Annotated in this window: 15 protein-coding genes; 5 read left to right on the top strand and 10 right to left on the bottom strand. The window is 56.8% G+C overall.

Annotated elements, in window-relative coordinates; translation table 11 throughout:
* Window positions 1-63: 63 nt before the first annotated feature.
* The 8 genes from ACR0M2_RS19950 to ACR0M2_RS19915 form a co-directional block, all read right to left on the bottom strand.
* On the bottom strand, window positions 64-1,017 hold the full coding sequence (locus ACR0M2_RS19950; protein WP_254428645.1) for a LuxR C-terminal-related transcriptional regulator: 954 nt from the start codon (window positions 1,015-1,017) through the stop codon (window positions 64-66).
* Window positions 1,018-1,153: 136 nt separating this feature from the next.
* The gene (locus ACR0M2_RS19945; RefSeq protein ID WP_480706780.1) at window positions 1,154-2,647 is read right to left on the bottom strand and encodes a mannitol dehydrogenase family protein; all 1,494 of its coding nucleotides are present in this window, start codon (window positions 2,645-2,647) and stop codon (window positions 1,154-1,156) included.
* On the bottom strand, window positions 2,647-3,420 hold the full coding sequence (locus ACR0M2_RS19940; RefSeq protein WP_170351962.1) for an L-iditol 2-dehydrogenase: 774 nt from the start codon (window positions 3,418-3,420) through the stop codon (window positions 2,647-2,649). Before ACR0M2_RS19940 ends, ACR0M2_RS19945 begins: the two co-directional genes overlap by 1 nt.
* The gene (locus tag ACR0M2_RS19935) at window positions 3,417-4,421 is read right to left on the bottom strand and encodes an ABC transporter ATP-binding protein (protein WP_170351961.1); all 1,005 of its coding nucleotides are present in this window, start codon (window positions 4,419-4,421) and stop codon (window positions 3,417-3,419) included. Before ACR0M2_RS19935 ends, ACR0M2_RS19940 begins: the two co-directional genes overlap by 4 nt.
* A 12-nt stretch (window positions 4,422-4,433) precedes the next feature.
* Window positions 4,434-5,264 carry a carbohydrate ABC transporter permease gene (locus ACR0M2_RS19930; protein ID WP_170351960.1) on the bottom strand — a complete coding sequence of 277 codons (831 nt, stop codon included), beginning with the start codon at window positions 5,262-5,264 and terminating at the stop codon, window positions 4,434-4,436.
* Window positions 5,265-5,277: 13 nt separating this feature from the next.
* Window positions 5,278-6,144 (bottom strand): carbohydrate ABC transporter permease, encoded by an 867-nt coding sequence (locus tag ACR0M2_RS19925; protein ID WP_170351959.1) that lies wholly within the window; start codon window positions 6,142-6,144, stop codon window positions 5,278-5,280.
* Between the two features lie 106 nt (window positions 6,145-6,250).
* Window positions 6,251-7,555, bottom strand: a complete 1,305-nt coding sequence (locus ACR0M2_RS19920) for an ABC transporter substrate-binding protein (RefSeq protein ID WP_480706778.1) — start codon at window positions 7,553-7,555, stop codon at window positions 6,251-6,253.
* 94 nt (window positions 7,556-7,649) lie between these two features.
* Window positions 7,650-8,675, bottom strand: a complete 1,026-nt coding sequence (locus tag ACR0M2_RS19915; RefSeq protein ID WP_480706776.1) for a LacI family DNA-binding transcriptional regulator — start codon at window positions 8,673-8,675, stop codon at window positions 7,650-7,652.
* 122 nt (window positions 8,676-8,797) lie between these two features.
* On the opposite strand from ACR0M2_RS19915, the gene xylB reads away from it, so the two are divergent.
* Complete coding sequence (xylB, locus tag ACR0M2_RS19910; protein ID WP_480706774.1) at window positions 8,798-10,234, top strand: xylulokinase; 1,437 nt, start codon at window positions 8,798-8,800, stop codon at window positions 10,232-10,234.
* On the opposite strand, the gene ACR0M2_RS19905 is transcribed toward xylB, so the two are convergent.
* The gene (locus ACR0M2_RS19905; protein ID WP_226689564.1) at window positions 10,231-11,826 is read right to left on the bottom strand and encodes a GMC family oxidoreductase; all 1,596 of its coding nucleotides are present in this window, start codon (window positions 11,824-11,826) and stop codon (window positions 10,231-10,233) included. The two genes, xylB and ACR0M2_RS19905, sit on opposite strands and share 4 nt — an antisense overlap.
* A 108-nt stretch (window positions 11,827-11,934) precedes the next feature.
* Here ACR0M2_RS19905 and ACR0M2_RS19900 point away from each other — a divergent pair, with 108 nt between their 5' ends.
* The 4 genes from ACR0M2_RS19900 to ACR0M2_RS19885 all read left to right on the top strand — a co-directional run bounded on the left by ACR0M2_RS19900 (window position 11,935) and on the right by ACR0M2_RS19885 (window position 16,056).
* Complete coding sequence (locus ACR0M2_RS19900; protein WP_170351954.1) at window positions 11,935-13,173, top strand: TRAP transporter substrate-binding protein; 1,239 nt, start codon at window positions 11,935-11,937, stop codon at window positions 13,171-13,173.
* A 68-nt stretch (window positions 13,174-13,241) separates the two neighbouring features.
* Window positions 13,242-13,907: a TRAP transporter small permease gene (locus ACR0M2_RS19895; protein WP_170351953.1), complete on the top strand. Its 666-nt coding sequence runs from the start codon at window positions 13,242-13,244 to the stop codon at window positions 13,905-13,907.
* Window positions 13,907-15,265 (top strand): TRAP transporter large permease, encoded by a 1,359-nt coding sequence (locus ACR0M2_RS19890; protein ID WP_480706773.1) that lies wholly within the window; start codon window positions 13,907-13,909, stop codon window positions 15,263-15,265. The genes ACR0M2_RS19895 and ACR0M2_RS19890 overlap by 1 nt, the downstream gene beginning before the upstream one ends.
* Window positions 15,266-15,276: 11 nt before the next feature.
* Complete coding sequence (locus ACR0M2_RS19885; protein ID WP_170362725.1) at window positions 15,277-16,056, top strand: IclR family transcriptional regulator; 780 nt, start codon at window positions 15,277-15,279, stop codon at window positions 16,054-16,056.
* 88 nt (window positions 16,057-16,144) lie between these two features.
* On the opposite strand, the gene ACR0M2_RS19880 is transcribed toward ACR0M2_RS19885, so the two are convergent.
* A complete protein-coding gene (locus tag ACR0M2_RS19880; RefSeq protein ID WP_480706770.1) occupies window positions 16,145-17,122 on the bottom strand; it encodes an HpcH/HpaI aldolase/citrate lyase family protein in 978 nt (325 codons plus the stop codon).
* Window positions 17,123-17,231: the final 109 nt, after the last annotated feature.

Here is a 17,231-nt window from a genome sequence, read left to right as displayed (position 1 = left end):
AACCCCGTTTATTAAACAGTGCATTGAAAATATACGGGGGAAACATGGGGGGATTCCCCATGTTCACTGGATCGACAACAGCAGGCTGCGCAGGTTCTTACCGCTGCGTTTCAAACCAAGCTTTGCGCGTATGTTGTTGCGGTGAAACTCGATCGTGCTGGGTTCGCGTGACAGCGTTCTCGCAATATCCTTGGTCGTCTGCCCCCGCATGATCAACTGTGCGATTTCCTGTTCGGTTGGTGTCAGGGATTCAAAGATCGTGGTCAGTTGCCCACTCATCTCAGAGGTGATGGATTTCAAGCTTTCTTCAGCAAGGTCCAGATAAATCCGACCGGCAGGGTCGCTGTCCATTCGGCCACGCAGCTTTGCCAGATGCGGAACGACTAACCCCTTTATCTGACTTAGAATCTTGGCATCATATTCCTGCCGCGAAGTTTCGACACTGCTCAGCAATACCCGCAACGCGGCATTTGCCTCTTCCAGATCTGCGGTCCGGTTGGCCACGCGCTGTTCCAGTTGATCCAGCGTGGCTTGCAATTCGGCCTCAAGCGCGGTGCGGCGGTCAATCTCAACCAGCAACGAAAGATCGGATTCTATGACCCTCGCGAATTCCTGCAGGCCCTCGCGGAACAGCATTGCGCGTTGGTTACGGCGCGAATCCAAAACGCAAATTGTTCCAAAAATCGTACCGTCGGGCCATTTGAGCGGATAGCCGATATAGAAACTCATCCCGTGTTCTAGGTCGTCATTGTCACACCATTCCGGGTCTTGGGTTGCATTTTCGACCGTCAGTTCGCCATCGCGTTTCAGAACGCCATAGCAATAAAGTTTCTCACTCAGGGTAAAACCGCATCCTACCTCATAGGGGTTGTTGTTACTTCTGCTTGTGACAAAAACAGAATGATGAGGCGCATGTGTCCGCATCACGAGACTTGCAGGGACATCGGCAACCCGGGCAATCAGATCGACGATCCGCTGCCATTTGGCGATGGTTTCCTGCGAAATTGTGGGTTTCAAGCCAACCTCCGAGCGCAACATAGGTTACCCGATGAAACCTATTTGCAGACATTGTCAGTATTTTTGCCCGAATTTGCACGATGTTCAAAATTTATCGCGAATATTTGACCTCGAAAGCCGAAGGCCAGCCACCGGATTACCCGAGGTATTGCGCAATTGCCGCCCGGCTTCCCCGTTGCCAGATGGTCCTGAGCCATAGGGAAAACGCTGTTGCAAAACGTTCTTCCCGGCCGATATCTCCGTAGAACTTGCTTTGTGCGATCCAGATCAAGGGGTCCGCTTTCGCGGCTAGAGCAGCGTCATGCAATTCGGTCCAAAAGGGGTCATTATCCGCGATTTCGCTTCCGTCTTCGCGAAGGCCCGCGCACATCCGGCACCAGAACGCCTCGGCCAGGGCAAGCCCGTTCACTGGCGATCCTGACGCCAGTGCGTCACGCAGCGACGGCAGCAAAAATCCGGGGTGGCGGGACGAGCCGTCAAAGGCAACCCGGCGAGTTGTGTCGTGAATGGCAGTATTCGCAAAACGTCTCGCGACCAGTTCAAGATAGTCAGCAGGTGGTGTTCCAGGCACCGGCGCGACATGAGGTAATATACCCTCAGCCTGAACCTTTTTGGCAAAGGCTGTGATATCGTCATCCTGCATACAGTCGGCAATCGTCGGGACATTCAGTATTTCCCCAACATTCGCAAGCAGTTGATGGCCGCCATTCAGAACACGCAGCTTCATGGCCTCGTACGTATGTACATTGCGGGTCAGTGTCACACCAACCTTTTCAAGCGCGGGACGATCAGCGCAGAAATCATCCTCGATCACCCATTGGCGAAAATTCTCATGCGAAACCGGGGCGCGGTCTTCGATACCCAGGGCGCGGCATTGCGAGATCACCTGATGTGTTGTGGCCGGCACGATGCAATCCACCATCGAATTCGGAAATGCCCCGTTCTGTTCGATCCAGTTGGCCAGATCAGGGTCAGACAACCGCGCCAATCCGACGATACAGTTACGCAGGATCGTTCCGTTGCCTTGCAGATTATCGCAGCTGAGCGCGGTAAAAGGTTTTAAGCCATGCGCTCGACGTTGCCCAAGCGCCGCAACGATGGCGCCGAAAGCCGTACAAGGTTGGTCAGGGTTTTGCGCATCGTGGCGGATATCTTGGTGGGTAGTGTCTAGCGCCCCGGTATTGGCGTCCAGAAAATACCCCCCTTCGGTGATGGTCAGGGACACGATGCGGATCGCTGGATCGGACATTTGTTGGATCAACGGCGCGTTCCCGGGTTCGATCGGCAGATAGTCAATCATCGGGGCAATGATTTCAGCGGACATGCCGGACGGGTCAAGTTCGATCAGCGTTGTCAGACAATCCTGGCTGACCAGCTTTTCCCGCATCCCGGCATCATAGGCCCGAACCCCTGCGCCGATAATCGCCCAGTCCTTTGCCAGGCCCTGCTGCATCAAACGGTGGATGTACCAGGCCTGATGTGCGCGGTGGAAATTGCCAAGACCGATATGCACGATACCCGGTCGCAATTCAGCGTGGCGATACGATGGCCTTCTGACTGCTGCGGGCAAGTCCGTAAGGGCATTACGACCCAGCGGTACCGGAGGTTTTGCGTTCGCCAGAGGATCCATCAGCTCATCCAGTTTCCGCCATCGACATTATAGGTTTGCGCGACGATGTATTTGGCCTCGTCCGAAGCCAGAAAAACGGCCATTCCGGTCAAATCTTCGGCGCGGCCCATACGGCCATAGGGAACAGCCGCCGCCACTTCGCGCTTTTTCTGCCCGGGGGCTTTGCCTTCGTGTTTGGCAAAGAACGCATCAACACCGTCCCAGTGTTCGCCGTCAACAACGCCCGGTGCGATGGCGTTCACGTTAATCCCGTGTTGGATCAGGTTCAGCCCTGCCGATTGCGTCAGCGAGATAATCGCCGCCTTGCTGGCGCAATAGACCGAAACCAGAGGTTCACCACGCCGTCCGGCCTGAGAGGCCATGTTTATGATGCGGCCTTTGACCCCGTGCGCGATCATGTGTCGTGCAACCGCCTGCATGGTGAACAGGGTTCCGGCGACGTTGATGTCAAAAACGCGGTTGAAATCGGCGCGCTCGATCTCGGTGATCGGGGCGGCAGTGAATATCGCGGCGTTGTTGATCAGAATGTCGATGGGTCCGAAATGCGCGAGTGTTTGCGCGACTGCTTGGTCGATGCTGGACTGGTTGGTTACGTCCATCTCGATGGCTAGCGCAGGATCACCGATTTCGGCTGCGGCCTTTCGCGCACGGGTAATGTCGACATCGGCAATCGCAACACGCGCGCCCTCGGCAACATAGGCTTTGGCAAAGGCTAGGCCGATACCACGCGCGGCCCCCGTAATTAGGGTTGTTTTGCCGGCCAAACGCGTCATTCGATGCGCAATCCCTGTGCGTCAAACCGATGAATGACATCTGCACGTGGGGCCAGATGGACACGATCTCCATGACGGAAGCCGACCTCTCCATCCGCGCGCACGGTGATGGTTTCGGCCAACCCGGTTTCGTGGATATGAAAGAAGGTGTCCGACCCCAGATGTTCGGATACGCCAACGACACCAGACCATGGCCCGTCGCTTTCGGATACCGTGATATGTTCAGGGCGCACACCAATGGTGTGGGCCCCGTGTTTCGCGGCCTCTTCACCCTCGATAAAATTCATTTTGGGCGAGCCGATGAAGCCTGCAACAAACAAATTGCGCGGAGTGCGGTACAGCTCTAGTGGGCTGCCGACCTGTTCGATGACACCGGCCTGAAGCACCACGATCTTATCGGCCATGGTCATCGCCTCGACCTGATCGTGAGTCACGTAGATCATTGTTGTGGCCAGACGTTCGTGCAACTCGCTGATCTCAAGCCGCATGCCCACCCGCAACGCCGCATCGAGATTGGACAGCGGTTCGTCGAACAGAAACGCCGCAGGTTCACGCACAATGGCGCGGCCAATGGCAACGCGCTGACGCTGCCCACCCGACAACTGACCAGGTCGACGATCCAGATAGTCTGCAAGGTTCAGTACACTTGCAGCGCCTTCGACGCGCTTGTCGATTTCCGCCTGATCCAGTTTGGCCATGCGCAGCGGGAATGCGATATTCTTGCGCACCGTCATATGCGGGTACAGAGCGTAAGATTGGAACACCATCGCCAGGCCACGTTTGGCGGGGGGCACGTCAGTGGCATCTGCCCCGTCAATATCGATAGAGCCCGAGGTGATATCCTCCAACCCCGCGATCAAGCGCAGCAAGGTGGACTTGCCACACCCCGAAGGGCCGACGAAGACAGTGAACTCGCCATCTTCGATGGTCAGATCCAGCGGTGGAATGACCTGCACGTCGCCGAAGCTTTTGGTCACGGATTTAAGTTGAATACGTCCCATACGTCGTCTTCCTTATTTCACAGCGCCGAAGGTCAGGCCGCGGACAAGTTGTTTCTGGCTGAACCAGCCAAGGATGAGGATTGGTGCGATCGCCATGGTCGAGGCCGCGCTGAGCTTGGCAAAGAACAGGCCCTCGGGGCTGGAGTAGCTGGCAATGAAGGCAGTTAGCGGTGCCGCGTCGACGGCGGTCAGGTTGAGGGTCCAGAACGCTTCGTTCCACGCCAGAATGAAGTTCAGGAGAACTGTCGAGGCGATGCCGGGGATGGCCATGGGCGTCAATACGTAAAGGATTTCTTCTTTCAGTGTCGCCCCGTCCATCCGTGCGGCTTCCAGAATTTCACCGGGGATTTCGCGGAAATATGTGTAGAGCATCCAGACGATGATCGGCAGGTTGATCAGCATCAGCACCACGACCAGTCCACCGCGTGTGTCTAGCAGTCCCAGACGGATGAACAGCAGGTAGATCGGATACAATACGCCAACGGCAGGTAGCATTTTGGTGGAGAGCATCCACAACAGGATGTCCTTTGTGCGCTTGGACGGTACAAAGGCCATCGCCCATGCGGCGGGGACCGCGATGATTACGCCAAGAATGGTCGATCCGCCTGCGATGATGACGGAATTCCACAGGAACCGCATATAATCAGACCGTTCTTGCACGATGGCATAGTTCTCAAGTGTCCAGTCGAAATTCAGGAACAGGGGCGGGCTGGCAATCGCCTGTGCCTCGGTCTTGAAACTGGTCAGAATGGTCCAGAGGATCGGGAAAAAGATCAGCAGTCCAACGGCCCAGGCAAGGGCGGTGTTCAGCGATTTGCGGCGGGGTGTGACGGTGCGGGCCATGGGTCGTATCTCCTCACGCGTCCAGGTTTTTGCCGACGATGCGCATCAGGAAGATGGCAACGATATTGGCAAGGATGATGGCGTAGACACCTCCGGCTGATCCAAGGCCGACGTTTTGGCTTTCCAACACGCGCTGGAAGATCAGGTAGGTGAGTGTGCGGGTGCCGAATGCACCGCCGGTGGTCACGAAGATCTCGGCGAAGATCGACAATAGAAAGATCGTCTGGATCAGGATCACAATCGTGATTGCGCGGCTCAGGTGCGGCAAGACGATATGGTAAAAGCGCTTCAGAACTGGCGCGCCGTCCATCTCAGCTGCTTCCAGCTGTTCGCTGTCCAGCGACTGGATGGCAGTCAGCAGGATCAGCGTGGCGAAGGGTAGCCACTGCCACGACACGATCATGATGATAGACGTCATCGAGGCCTCGGACAGCCATGAAATCGGCTCGGCCCCAAAAAAGCGCCACAGATGCGCCAGAAGACCGTTCACCGGGTCCATGAACATGTTCTTCCAGACCAGCGCAGAGACCGTAGGCATCACAAAGAAAGGTGCAATCACAAGGATGCGGACAACACCCTGACCCCACATTGGTTGATCCAGCAGAATGGCCAGCAGGATGCCCAAAATCACGGTGATCACCAGTACACCACCAACGATCATCAGCGTCGCCTGCACGGCAGGCCAAAACGAGCTGGAGGACACAAACCGGACGTAGTTGTCAAAGCCGACCCAGCCCAGATCACCACCGCGTAGGGGCAGGTATTTCTTGAAGGAAAAATACAGCGTCATTGTCAGCGGCACGAGCATCCAGCCAAGCAGCAGGACCACGGCGGGTGCCATCATTAGGCGGGCCACTGATCGGGAATGTTGGGTTGCCATGGCGCAAGACCTCTCTGTTCAGGCGCATACCAGCCTGCGAGAAAAACGTGGATTGTGGAAGGGTAGGGCGGGGGGCAAACCTCTGCCCACCCGCAATTAGAAGACGTCAGTAACCTGCGGCTTCCATCTCTTCTGCGGTGAAAGCCTGCGCTTTTTCAAGCGCCTCTTCCACCGATTGCTGTCCGGCGTAAACGGCCGAGAATTCCTGGCTCACTTGCGTAGCAATGCCTGCAAATTCAGGGATCGCAGCAAACTGGATGCCGACATAGGGCACCGGTTTCACCGTCGGATCATTTGGATCAGCCGACAGGATCGAATCCAGTGTCATCTGGGCGAACGGAACCTTCTGATACTCGGGGTTCTCGTACAGTGATGTACGCGCACCCGGCGGGACGTTGGCCCAGCCTTCGTTTTCGGCCACCAGCTCAATGTAGTCTTTCGAGGTTGCCCATTCGATGAACTGCTTGGCAGCGTCCGCCTGTTCGGTGCCTGCAGGGATGGCCAGCGCCCATGCCCAAAGCCAGTTGGAGCGCTTGTCAACGCCTTCCGAATTCGGAGCCAACGCGAAGCCCACTTTGTCGGCCACAGTCGAGTCGTCAGGATTGGTTACAAACGATGCCGCGACAGTGGCGTCGATCCACATGCCGCACTTGCCCTGCTGGAACAGCGACAGGTTTTCGTTGAACCCGTTAGTAGCGTAACCCGCGGGGCCGGATTCACTCATCATGTCGACGAAGAAAGTCAGCGCTTCGTTCCATTCCGGCTGATCAAACTGGGGCTTCCAGTCTTCGTCGAACCAGCGGGCACCAAAGGAATTTCCGGTCACGGTAATGAACGCGCCACCTTCACCCCAACCGGCTTTGCCACGCAGGCAAATACCGTTGATGTCGTTGTCTCGATCCGTCATCGCCGCAGCCGCCTCTCGGATGAACTGCCAGGTCGGCGCATTAGGCATTTCCAGACCGGCTTTTTCCATCAGATCAGTGCGATACATGATCATCGAGCTTTCGCCATAGAACGGAGCCGCGAACAGCGTCCCCTCATGGCTCAACCCGTTGCGCATCGCGGGCAGGATGTCATCCACATCATATTCTGCGGACATTCCTTCCAGCGGCACCAGCCAACCATTGGCGCCCCAGATCGGGGTTTCGTACATACCGATGGTCATGATGTCGAACTGGCCACCTTTGGTGGTGATGTCGGTGGTCACGCGCTGGCGCAACACGTTTTCTTCTAGCGTCACCCATTCGACATCGATGCCGGTCGCCTCGGTGAATTTGTCGGTATAGCCCTGCATCCGGATCATGTCGCCGTTGTTCACGGTCGCTATGGTGATGGATTGCGCGTGGGCCGCTGCCGTGGCGACGAATGTCAACGCCGTCGCCGCACGAAGTGCGTTTTTCAGATACATCCTTGTCCTCCCTGAGCTTGGATGCTGTGCAGGAAGCCTAGTTCATAAATTGTCGCGGCGTCAATAAAAACTTTACGCGCGTTAAATTTAGTGTTCAGGCGGACTCGCGTAAAACAAGTCTTGCGGGAAACAAAGTTTCTGTTCGTTTTTCAAATTTCCCACCGCTTTCAATAAGTTCGAACAGTGTTTCGACGCTGCGGGCAGCCACATTGTCATAGTCATGCGCGGCCGTTGTCAGGGACGGACATGTGAATTTTGCGAAGGGATGATCGTCATTTGAGGCTAATCGTAATGTGCAATCTTCTTTTCGCCCAACCCGAATCCCCTGTTCGTAGCAGGCTGCCAGAAAGCCGATGGCGAGACGGTCATTGCTGCACAGTACCGAGTCGGTCCGAAGGCTGCGTTCTTCCAGCACTTTTCGTGCGCCTTGCCGACCGATCTCTTCAAAGGCCCATCCTGTGCCGTCAATCTTGATGATATGTGGCTCAAACCCCAGACGCTCCATGACATCGACATAGGCTTTGCGCCGCTTGTTGGCATTTGGGTTGGCTGGGGTGCGCATTTCAAAGAACGATGGTGGTTCCCCGGTGCGGGTCATGTATTCCACGGTTTGTGACACAAAGCTGAAATTGTCCGAACCGATGAAAGCAGCCCCCATACCATCAAGGTTACTGTCGAATAGAACCGTTGGAACATCGGCGCAAAATTTTTCAATCGCTGACTGATCCGACGCGCGGCCCAGCGGTGCTAACAGAACACCTGCTGGTTTCAGCGACCGTAAGCTGTCGAGTATCTCATTCTCCAGTTTTTGCTCACCATGTGAGCTGAACAGAGACGGGCGATACCCTGCCGCGATACAGGATTGCTCCAGATAGCGCGCGATCTCGGCAAAAAAGGGATCAGCCAGATAGGGCACGACGATACCAATATTCTTGGTGAGCTTCCGGTTCTGATTTATGGCGTAAATATTAGGGCGATAGTCAAAACGCTCTAGCGCCTCTTCGATGCGCGCCCGCGTTGTGGGCCGCACGCTGTCCGGGTCGTGGAAATATTTCGAAACCGTCGGCCGGGATATCCCGCTGAGGGCCGCGAACTCTTCCATGTTTTTAATCTTGGTCATGCCAATCTACCTGCGGATCTTTGCCGCTTTGATCTTATCATAGCTTTACATATTCTTTGCGCGCGCTAAAAAATCAATAGCCGGACATGTGCCGCACCTCGGACGCAGGGCAAGGGATGTAAATGTATCTCGGGATCGACATCGGCACATCAGCGGTCAAGGTTGTCTGCGCCGACACGGCGCGGATAATGGCAACGGCATCGGTTGAAATGCAAACCTCTTCGCCACAGCCTGGATGGTCGGAACAGCATCCTGACCTGTGGTGGCGCGCCACCTGCGATGCGCTGCGCAAGCTGGGGGAACAGATCGCGTTGGCGGACGTTCGGGCCGTCGGTCTGTCGGGTCAAATGCATGGAGCCGTACTGCTTGGCCAGGACTTGTACCCAATCCGTCCGGCCATTTTGTGGAATGACAGCCGTTCGGCGCAGGAATGCGGTGAACTTCGCGATGCGTTGCCGCAGATCGGTCAGATCGCGGGCGTTCTGCCCCTGCCGGGATTCACTGCGCCCAAGATTACATGGCTGAAGCGGCATGAGCCTGAAAACTATAACCGCATCGCTCATATCCTGTTGCCGAAGGATTATATCGGGCTGCGCCTGCACGGGGTCCTCGCGACGGATCCCTGTGATGCGGCGGGCACCCTTTGGCTGGATCAAGCCGCGCGGCAGTGGCACAGCGGGATCGCCGAGGCGACCCATGTTGCGACCCACTGGCTGCCGCAAATTTCCGATGGGCACGAAGTTGTGGGCAAAATTTCGGCAGATGCGGCCAACCAGACCGGACTGAAGCCCGGCGTACCTGTTGTAGCAGGAGGTGGGGATGCGGCCACCGGCGCAGTGTCGCTGGGAGCAACCGAACCGGGGCGAGGGTTTATTTCGCTGGGCACTTCCGGTCAGCTATTCGTTGCGGATCGCGTGTATAAGCCAAACCCGGAACGATATGTGCATGCGTTTGCGCATACACTCCCTGATCGCTGGTTCCAGATGGCGGCAATGCTAAACGGCGCCAGGCCAATCGCGTGGATCGGCGGGCAGCTTGGATTGTCCTCGGCAGAAGTCATCGCAATGGCCGAAACAGCCCCGCAAGACCGTGTGCCGAATTTCCTGCCTTATCTGACAGGCGAACGCAGCCCCCACGGCGATCCGCATATACGCGCCTGTTTCTTTGGACTGGAAGACGCGACAACGCGTGCAGAAATTTGTCGCTCGGTGGTTGAGGCCATCGCGTTTTGTTTCGCCGACGCCGCCCAGAGTTTTGGCGACTCGATAGACGGCCTGTCGGATTTGGCCGCCATCGGCGGCGGCAGCCGGTCCGACCTGCTGCTTGGGTTGATTGCAACGGTGACAGGCAAACCCATCCTTCGATCTGAGGGGGCGGATTCCGGGCCCGCCTATGGCGCGGCTCGATTGGCGGCTTGCGGTGACAAAGCGCTGACTATTGAGGACCTTGCCATCCAGCCCGCAGGATCTGTCAGGTTCGATCCTGCGGAAATGGGCGCATTGTCGGACCGGCTTGGCCGGTTTCGCTCGCTTTACAAAGCAGTTCGCGCTGCTTTCTAGGCATCCGCTGCCAACAAATCGCTGGCCTTTTCTCCAATCATGATAGCAGGAGCGTTCGTATTACCGCTGACGATCTCGGGCATAATCGAACAATCCGCCACCCGCAGATTGGCAATTCCGTGGACTCTTAGCTTTGCGTCGACAACCGATGCCTCAGAGTTGCCCATCGCGCAGGTGCCTGTCGGGTGATAGATCGAGGTCGAATTTGACCGGGCCCAATCCAGCGTGCCTTCGTAATCGTCACAGCTCAGATCCGCCGAGGGCCTGAATTCCTCGGATATCTTCGAATGCAACGGGTTCTGCTTAGCAATCCCGCGGGCGATGTTCACGCCGTCGACGATGGTTCGACAATCCGTTTCGGTCGACAGGTAATTCGGGACTATTTTGACGTACTTTGAAGGGTCTGGCCCGTTCAGGCGCAGCTCACCCCGGCTTTCCGGCCGCAGCTGACAGACGGACATGGTAAAGGCTGAAAACGGATGCACACCCTCGCCGGGGCTGTCGGCGGACCATGGTTGGACGTGGAACTGAATGTCCGGAGTTTCAACGTCGGGGCGGGTCTTCATGAACCCCGTCGCCAGGCTGGCGGCCATGGTCATCGGACCGGCACGGAACAGGGCGTACTTCAGAGCGATACGCGCCTGATTGAACAAGCTGCGGACCTCATCGTTCAACGTGGGTTCATTGCATTTGAACACCAGTCTTGCCTGCAAATGGTCCTGCAATCCCTTGCCGACACCGGGAAGGGCGTGCAGCGGTTCGATCCCGTTTTCCTTCAGGTGGTCCGGGTCGCCTATCCCTGACAGCATCAGAATCTGGGGCGAGTTTATCGCACCACCGGACAGGATGATTTCGCGCCGAACTTTCAGGGTTTGCTCGGTGCCCGAACGATCCCGATAGACCAATCCAGTTGCCTTTTTGCCCTCCAACGTGATCCGGGTCACCAAGGCCTTCGTAATGATGTTTAGGTTCTGTCGGTCGCGGATGGGTTTCAGATACGCCACGGCAGCGCTACAGCGGCGGCCATTGCGCGTGGTTAGCTGGAAATACCCCACACCTTCTTGCTCAGCCCCATTGTAGTCTGGATTAAACGGATACCCTGCGGCCTGCGCGGCTGCGACCCAGGCGTCACAGATGGGGCGTTGGATGCGCATGTTTGACACCGACAATGGCCCGCCGACGCCGTGGAATTCATCCTCGCCACGCTCCTGATCCTCGCAACGTTTGAACAGGGGCAGTACGTCGTCCCATCCCCAACCTTCGTTGCCCATCTGACGCCAGCGGTCGTAATCCTCTTTCTGGCCGCGCACGTACAGCAACCCATTCAGCGACGAAGACCCGCCCAGCACCTTGCCACGCGGCCAGTCGATAGAGCGCCCATTCAGCCCTGGATCAGGTTCAGTACGATAACACCAATCCACCGAGGGGTTATGCATGGTTTTGAAATAGCCCACCGGGATGTGAATCCACGGATTGGTGTCGCGACCGCCGGCCTCGAGCAAAGCAACGGTCACGTTTGGGTCGGCGCTCAGGCGATTGGCGATGACACAGCCCGAAGACCCGGCCCCGACAACTGCATAGTCTACTTCCATGATCACCTCCCTGAAACTGGTTTCAAAAAGTTCTAGCCAAACGATGAGAAATATACTAGCCTTTTTTGATACAAAACGTCTCATTATTTGCGATCAGGGAGGTAAGCAATGGAGATCGGACGGAAACTAAGTGGTATTTCACGGCGGGATTTTTTCCGCGTGGCAGGCCGTTACGGTATGAGCTCAACTCTGCTGGCTGCGGGTGGGTTCGGTGGGGCGATGAGCCTGGCGAATCTGGCGCAGGCTGCCGAATCAACCTACGAAAAGCGCTTTTCGAAAGAGCCGAAGCACACGCTGAAATTCGGCGCATCGGGCTTTAATACCCGCAACTTGCTGATCGAGCGTGCGGGTGCAATCGAATTTGCGCGTGACCTGGAAGAGCGCACCGATGGCGAGATTCGCATCGAGTTCATCGGCGACAACCAGATCTGCGGTCAGTTGAGCTGCGTCGAGAAAACCCAGCAGGGGATCGTCGACATCTATGCCGCCTCGACTCAGAACTCGGCTGGTGGTGCGCCCTATCTGAACGTGCTGGACTATGCCTATATGTTCCCCAGCCGCGCGGCGCAGTACCACTTTTTCTACAGCCCGGCGAGCCAGCGCATCCTGCGCGATCCGCTAGAAAAACGGCACGGTCTGAAATTCCTGTTCACTCATTGTGAGCTGCGCGGTCTGCAGATGGGCGCGAACTTTGCCGACAAGCCAACCGTCACAAAGCTGGAAGAACTATTTGGCACCAAGAACCGTGTGACGGGTACGCAACTTGGCCGTATCGCCATGCAACTGCTGAACCTGAATCCGGTACCTGTCGCGTGGGAGGAAACGCTGGACGCGCTGAAAACCGGCCTGATCGACGGCGCCGAAACTTGGGCATCGGCTGTGGCCTACGCCAACATGGCGCCTGTGGTGTCACAATCGGTGAACCTGAAATTCTTCTGCGGTACCGAGCATACGTCCATGTCTTCGAAGGTCTTCGACAGTCTGGGCGGTGAGTTGCAGGATGCGGTGATGGAGTCTTCATACTTCACGCAGGCGCTGATCCAAGGTGCGAACGAAGCCGCGCTGTTGAACACCGTGGGTTTCTCGGAACCGCAATTGCCGCATACGATCTTCGCCGAAAACGGCGTACGCCCGGCCTTCCTGGCGGACGACCAAATTAAACTGGCCGAAGAAATGTGTGCCCCCAATTACAACCCCGAGCCTTGGGCACAATGGCGCGAGCGCATTAACAAATGGGCCGGTGGTATCGACACATATCAGGAGATCTACGACATCGCGCGTGAGATTCCCGCTGATACAATTGCGGAAAACGTCGAGCCACGCCGTTGGTGGAGAGGCGAAGCCTAACCTAAGCTTAATACGAACCGGCCCGGGTGGGCCGGTTCCACTAAACACCGACTGGGAGGACGGGGTTCATGTCATTTTGGGCAGATGTCGGCGCGATATTCAGTGCTTTACTCACCTTCGATTCATTCGAGATTCAATCCGCGCTGGAATCCGACGCAACATGGGTCGTAGGCGCAATCGTCTCGGCCCTGGGTGGGCTCCTCATCATGTGGATTTACCAAAAAGTGCCGTTTGTCGAACGCCACTTTGAACGTGCCGTGATGGTTTATTCCTACCTTGCGATTGCCTTCATCATCTTTTGGGGCGTGATTGACCGGTTCGTGTTCAACGATCAGGAGCCTTGGTCAACAACGATCCCGCCACTGCTGTTCATGGTGATGGCGTGGTTCGGCGCGTCTTATAACGTGCGGCTACGCACGCATCTAAGCTTTAGCGAATTTCGCACCTCTATGCCGCGCGGCGGGCAACTGGCTTGCCTGTTCCTAGATGCTGTCCTTTGGTTCATCTTCGCAGTGATCGTCATTGTGACCACCACACGGTTGGTGGCGCTGTCGGCATCGAACTTTCAGATCGTTCTGGGTACTGACAACATCATGCAGTGGTGGTTCCTGTTGGCCGCGCCGCTGTCGTTCTTTTTGATGGTTGGGCGGGTGTTTCAGAACCTCGCCGACGATCTGCACAACTGGAAAACAGGTGAGCCGCTTATCAAGCAGGCCGTGATTGGAGCAGACTGATGACAGACGGAACCATGGTCACACTGATCTCGCTTGGGGTCACCTTTCTGTTCATGCTGGGCGTGCCAGTGCTTCTGGTCATTGGCTATTGGGTTATTGGCTGTTCGTTTGTGCTGGGCCTGACGCTGGACAATATGGGGGCCGAGCTGCTGAATGTGTTCAACAAAGGCTTCGCCCTGCTGGCGATGCCGCTGTTTATCCTGACTGGCGACCTGATCAACAAATCCGGCATCGCGCGGCGGCTTAGTGATTTTGCATATGCCTGTCTGGGCTGGATACGCGGCGGGCTGGCAATGGCATCGCTGGGGGCTTGCGGGCTTTTCGCAGCGATCTCGGGGTCAAACTCGGCAACAACCGCGACCATCGGGTCGATGCTGCACCCTGAGATGGTCAAGGGCGGTTATGATGAACGCTTCAGCGCCGCAACAGCAGCGGCGGGTGGTACAGTTGGGATCATCATCCCACCGTCGATCATCTTCATCGTTTACGGGTTCCTGATGAACCTCCCGATTTCCGAGCTGTTTGTGGCGGGTATCCTGCCCGGCGCGTTGATGGTGTTTGGCATGCAATTTGCCTGCTGGATAATCTGCCGGATCAACGGCTGGGGATATTTGATCCCGTTGCAACTAAACCGGGTGCTGAAAACCGCGTTTGGTGCGTGGCTGGGCTTTTTCGCCATCGGATTGGTGTTGTGGGGCATCTACACGGGCAAGTTTTCACCAACCGAGGCGGCCGGTGTGACCGTAGGCTTCTGCGTCATCGCAGGGCTGGTCAGCTATCCGATCAACCGTGTCATGGGCGCACGCAATGACATTCCGCCGACCGAAAAAAGCTATGCTGAGATGTTCGTGGTCGAAGGCTTCACGATCCCCGAGATCCCCTCGATCGTGATCCGCTCGGCCCAGATCACTGGCATCCTTGCACCGCTGATCGCAATTTCGGTTGTGATGCAGCAAATCTTGTCGCTGCTCGGCGCGCAAGAGACCATCGGGAACTTCGTGACCTCGATGGGGGGTTATCATGCGGTGCTGTTCACCTCGATGGTGATCGTCTTCTTCTCGGGCATGGTACTGGAAAGCCTTCCGGTCACGATTATTCTCGCGCCGATCTTGGCGCCGATTGCCGCCTCGGTTGGCATTGATCCGATCCATTTCTCGGTGATTTTCCTTGTGGGTGCTTCTATCGGGTTCATCACACCACCTTACGGGCTGAACCTTTATGTGGCGTCGGGTGTGACGGGCGTGCCTTATTTCCGGCTGCTGCGGTATACGGTGCCTTATCTGGTGGCTCTGTTGTCGGTCTGGATTTTGGTGTCGCTGGTGCCCAATCTGGCCTTGATCCTGCTGCCAAATAACTAGAATGTTGCGGGATGGCCGAGACGGAAACACAAGAAAAAGAAACTCAGATCCCAACGAACCTGCGCCTTTTGCTGATCCTTGAAGAGGTGGCTCGGCGCGGGGTAGCTGTTAAACCGTCAGACCTGATCGATGCATTGGGTCTGGCAAAACCCACCGTTCACCGATTGCTGCAAACGGCTGAGGCTGAGGGGTTTTTGCAACGCGATCTGGACGGTCGGTCTTATGGCCCTGGCCGTCGTTTGCGACTGCTCTCCGTCAACACCATGTCTGCCGAACATTTGCGGACTGCACGCCTGGCCATATTGCGCAGCGTGGCCGAGGAGGTGGGAGAGACCTGCAACCTCGCCATTCCCGACCGCGAGGGGATGATCTATCTGGACCGGGTCGAAACCAAATGGCCCCTGCGCATTCAGTTGCCCGTGGGCACGCAGGTTCCGTTTCACTGCACGGCCAGTGGCAAAATGTACTTGTCCACGCTGCGTCAGAAAACGCTGGACGGGTTTCTTTCGGCCGGAAAATTGCAACCGCAGACCGAGCGTTCGCTGACGGACCCCAAGGCAGTAAAGGCCGAAGTCCAACGCATTTCCGACAATCAGTATTCTACCGATGATGAGGAATTCATGACCGGAATGTCCGCACTTGCGGTGCCTGTTCAGGACGGGCAGGGCAGGTTGGTAGGGACGCTATCGGTTCACGCCCCGACCCAACGCCATGATGTCGGCAGCCTGATGTCGTTTCTGGAAACACTGCGGCAGGGCGCGGACAAACTTTCAAGTCTTCTCGCTGAGTGACCAGAAAAACGCAGCGCCAAACTGTACCAGTGGCCGATCCACAAAACCGTTTGGCGCTGTACTATCTAGGTAGCCTAAGCCCTTCGGATCAAGCCGCTGCGATCTGGCCTGCTTTTTCGACCAGCACTTCGGCCTGACGGATTGAGGCATAGTCGATCAGACGACCATCGAGAGACACAGCGCCTTTGCCCGCCGATTCAGCCTCGGCCATGGCGACAAGAATGCGCTGTGCCTTGGTGACTTCGGCCTCGGATGGCGACATGACCTTATTGGCCAGGGCAATCTGGCTGGGGTGGATGGCCCATTTGCCTTCACATCCCAGAACCGCCGCACGTTTGGCAGCCGCTCGATAGCCGTCGGGATCCTGAAAGTCGCCAAATGGCCCATCGATTGGACGCAGTCCGTTGGCGCGTGCCGCAACCACCATGCGCGCCAGCGCATAGTGCCACATATCGCCCCAATGCGTCATGCGGTCTCCGTCAGCATCCGGGTCCGTCAGAACGGAATAATCGGGGTTCACGCCGCCAATGATCGTGGTTCGTGCGCGGGTCGAGGCCGCATAGTCAGCCACTCCGAAATGCAGGCTTTCATTGCGTTTGGAAGCTGCCGCAATCTCGCTGACATTCTGCATCCCAAGCGCGGTTTCGATGATGTGTTCGAACCCGATCCGTTTTTTGTAACCCCTGGCGTCCTCAATCTGCGTTACCAGCATATCGACCGCATAGACGTCCGCAGCGGTGCCAACCTTGGGGATCATGATCAGGTCCAGCCGTTCGCCAGCCTGTTCGACCACATCCACCACATCGCGATACATATAATGCGTATCCAGCCCGTTGATCCGCACCGACATGGTTTTGTTGCCCCAGTCGATATCGTTCAGCGCCTCGATGATGTTCTTGCGGGCCTGTTCCTTTTCATCAGGCGCGACCGCGTCTTCCAGATCGAGGAAGATCACATCTACATCTGATTGTGCGGCCTTTTCGAACATTCCGGGTTGGCTGCCCGGAACGGCCAGTTCGCTGCGGTTCAGGCGAGCAGGGGCTTGGTCGATATTGTGAAAGCTCATGGGTAAGGGTCCTTCGTCTTACAGGTTCGGATAGAGAGGGAAGCGCGCGCAGAGGTCTGCGACCTCGGCTTTGACCTTGGCTTCGACGGCGCTGTTGCCGTCTTCGCCA

This window comes from Ruegeria sp. BE10, assembly GCF_056538905.1.
The sequence above is the reverse complement of the archived record's forward strand: the minus strand, read 5'-3'. Positions and strand labels throughout refer to the sequence as shown.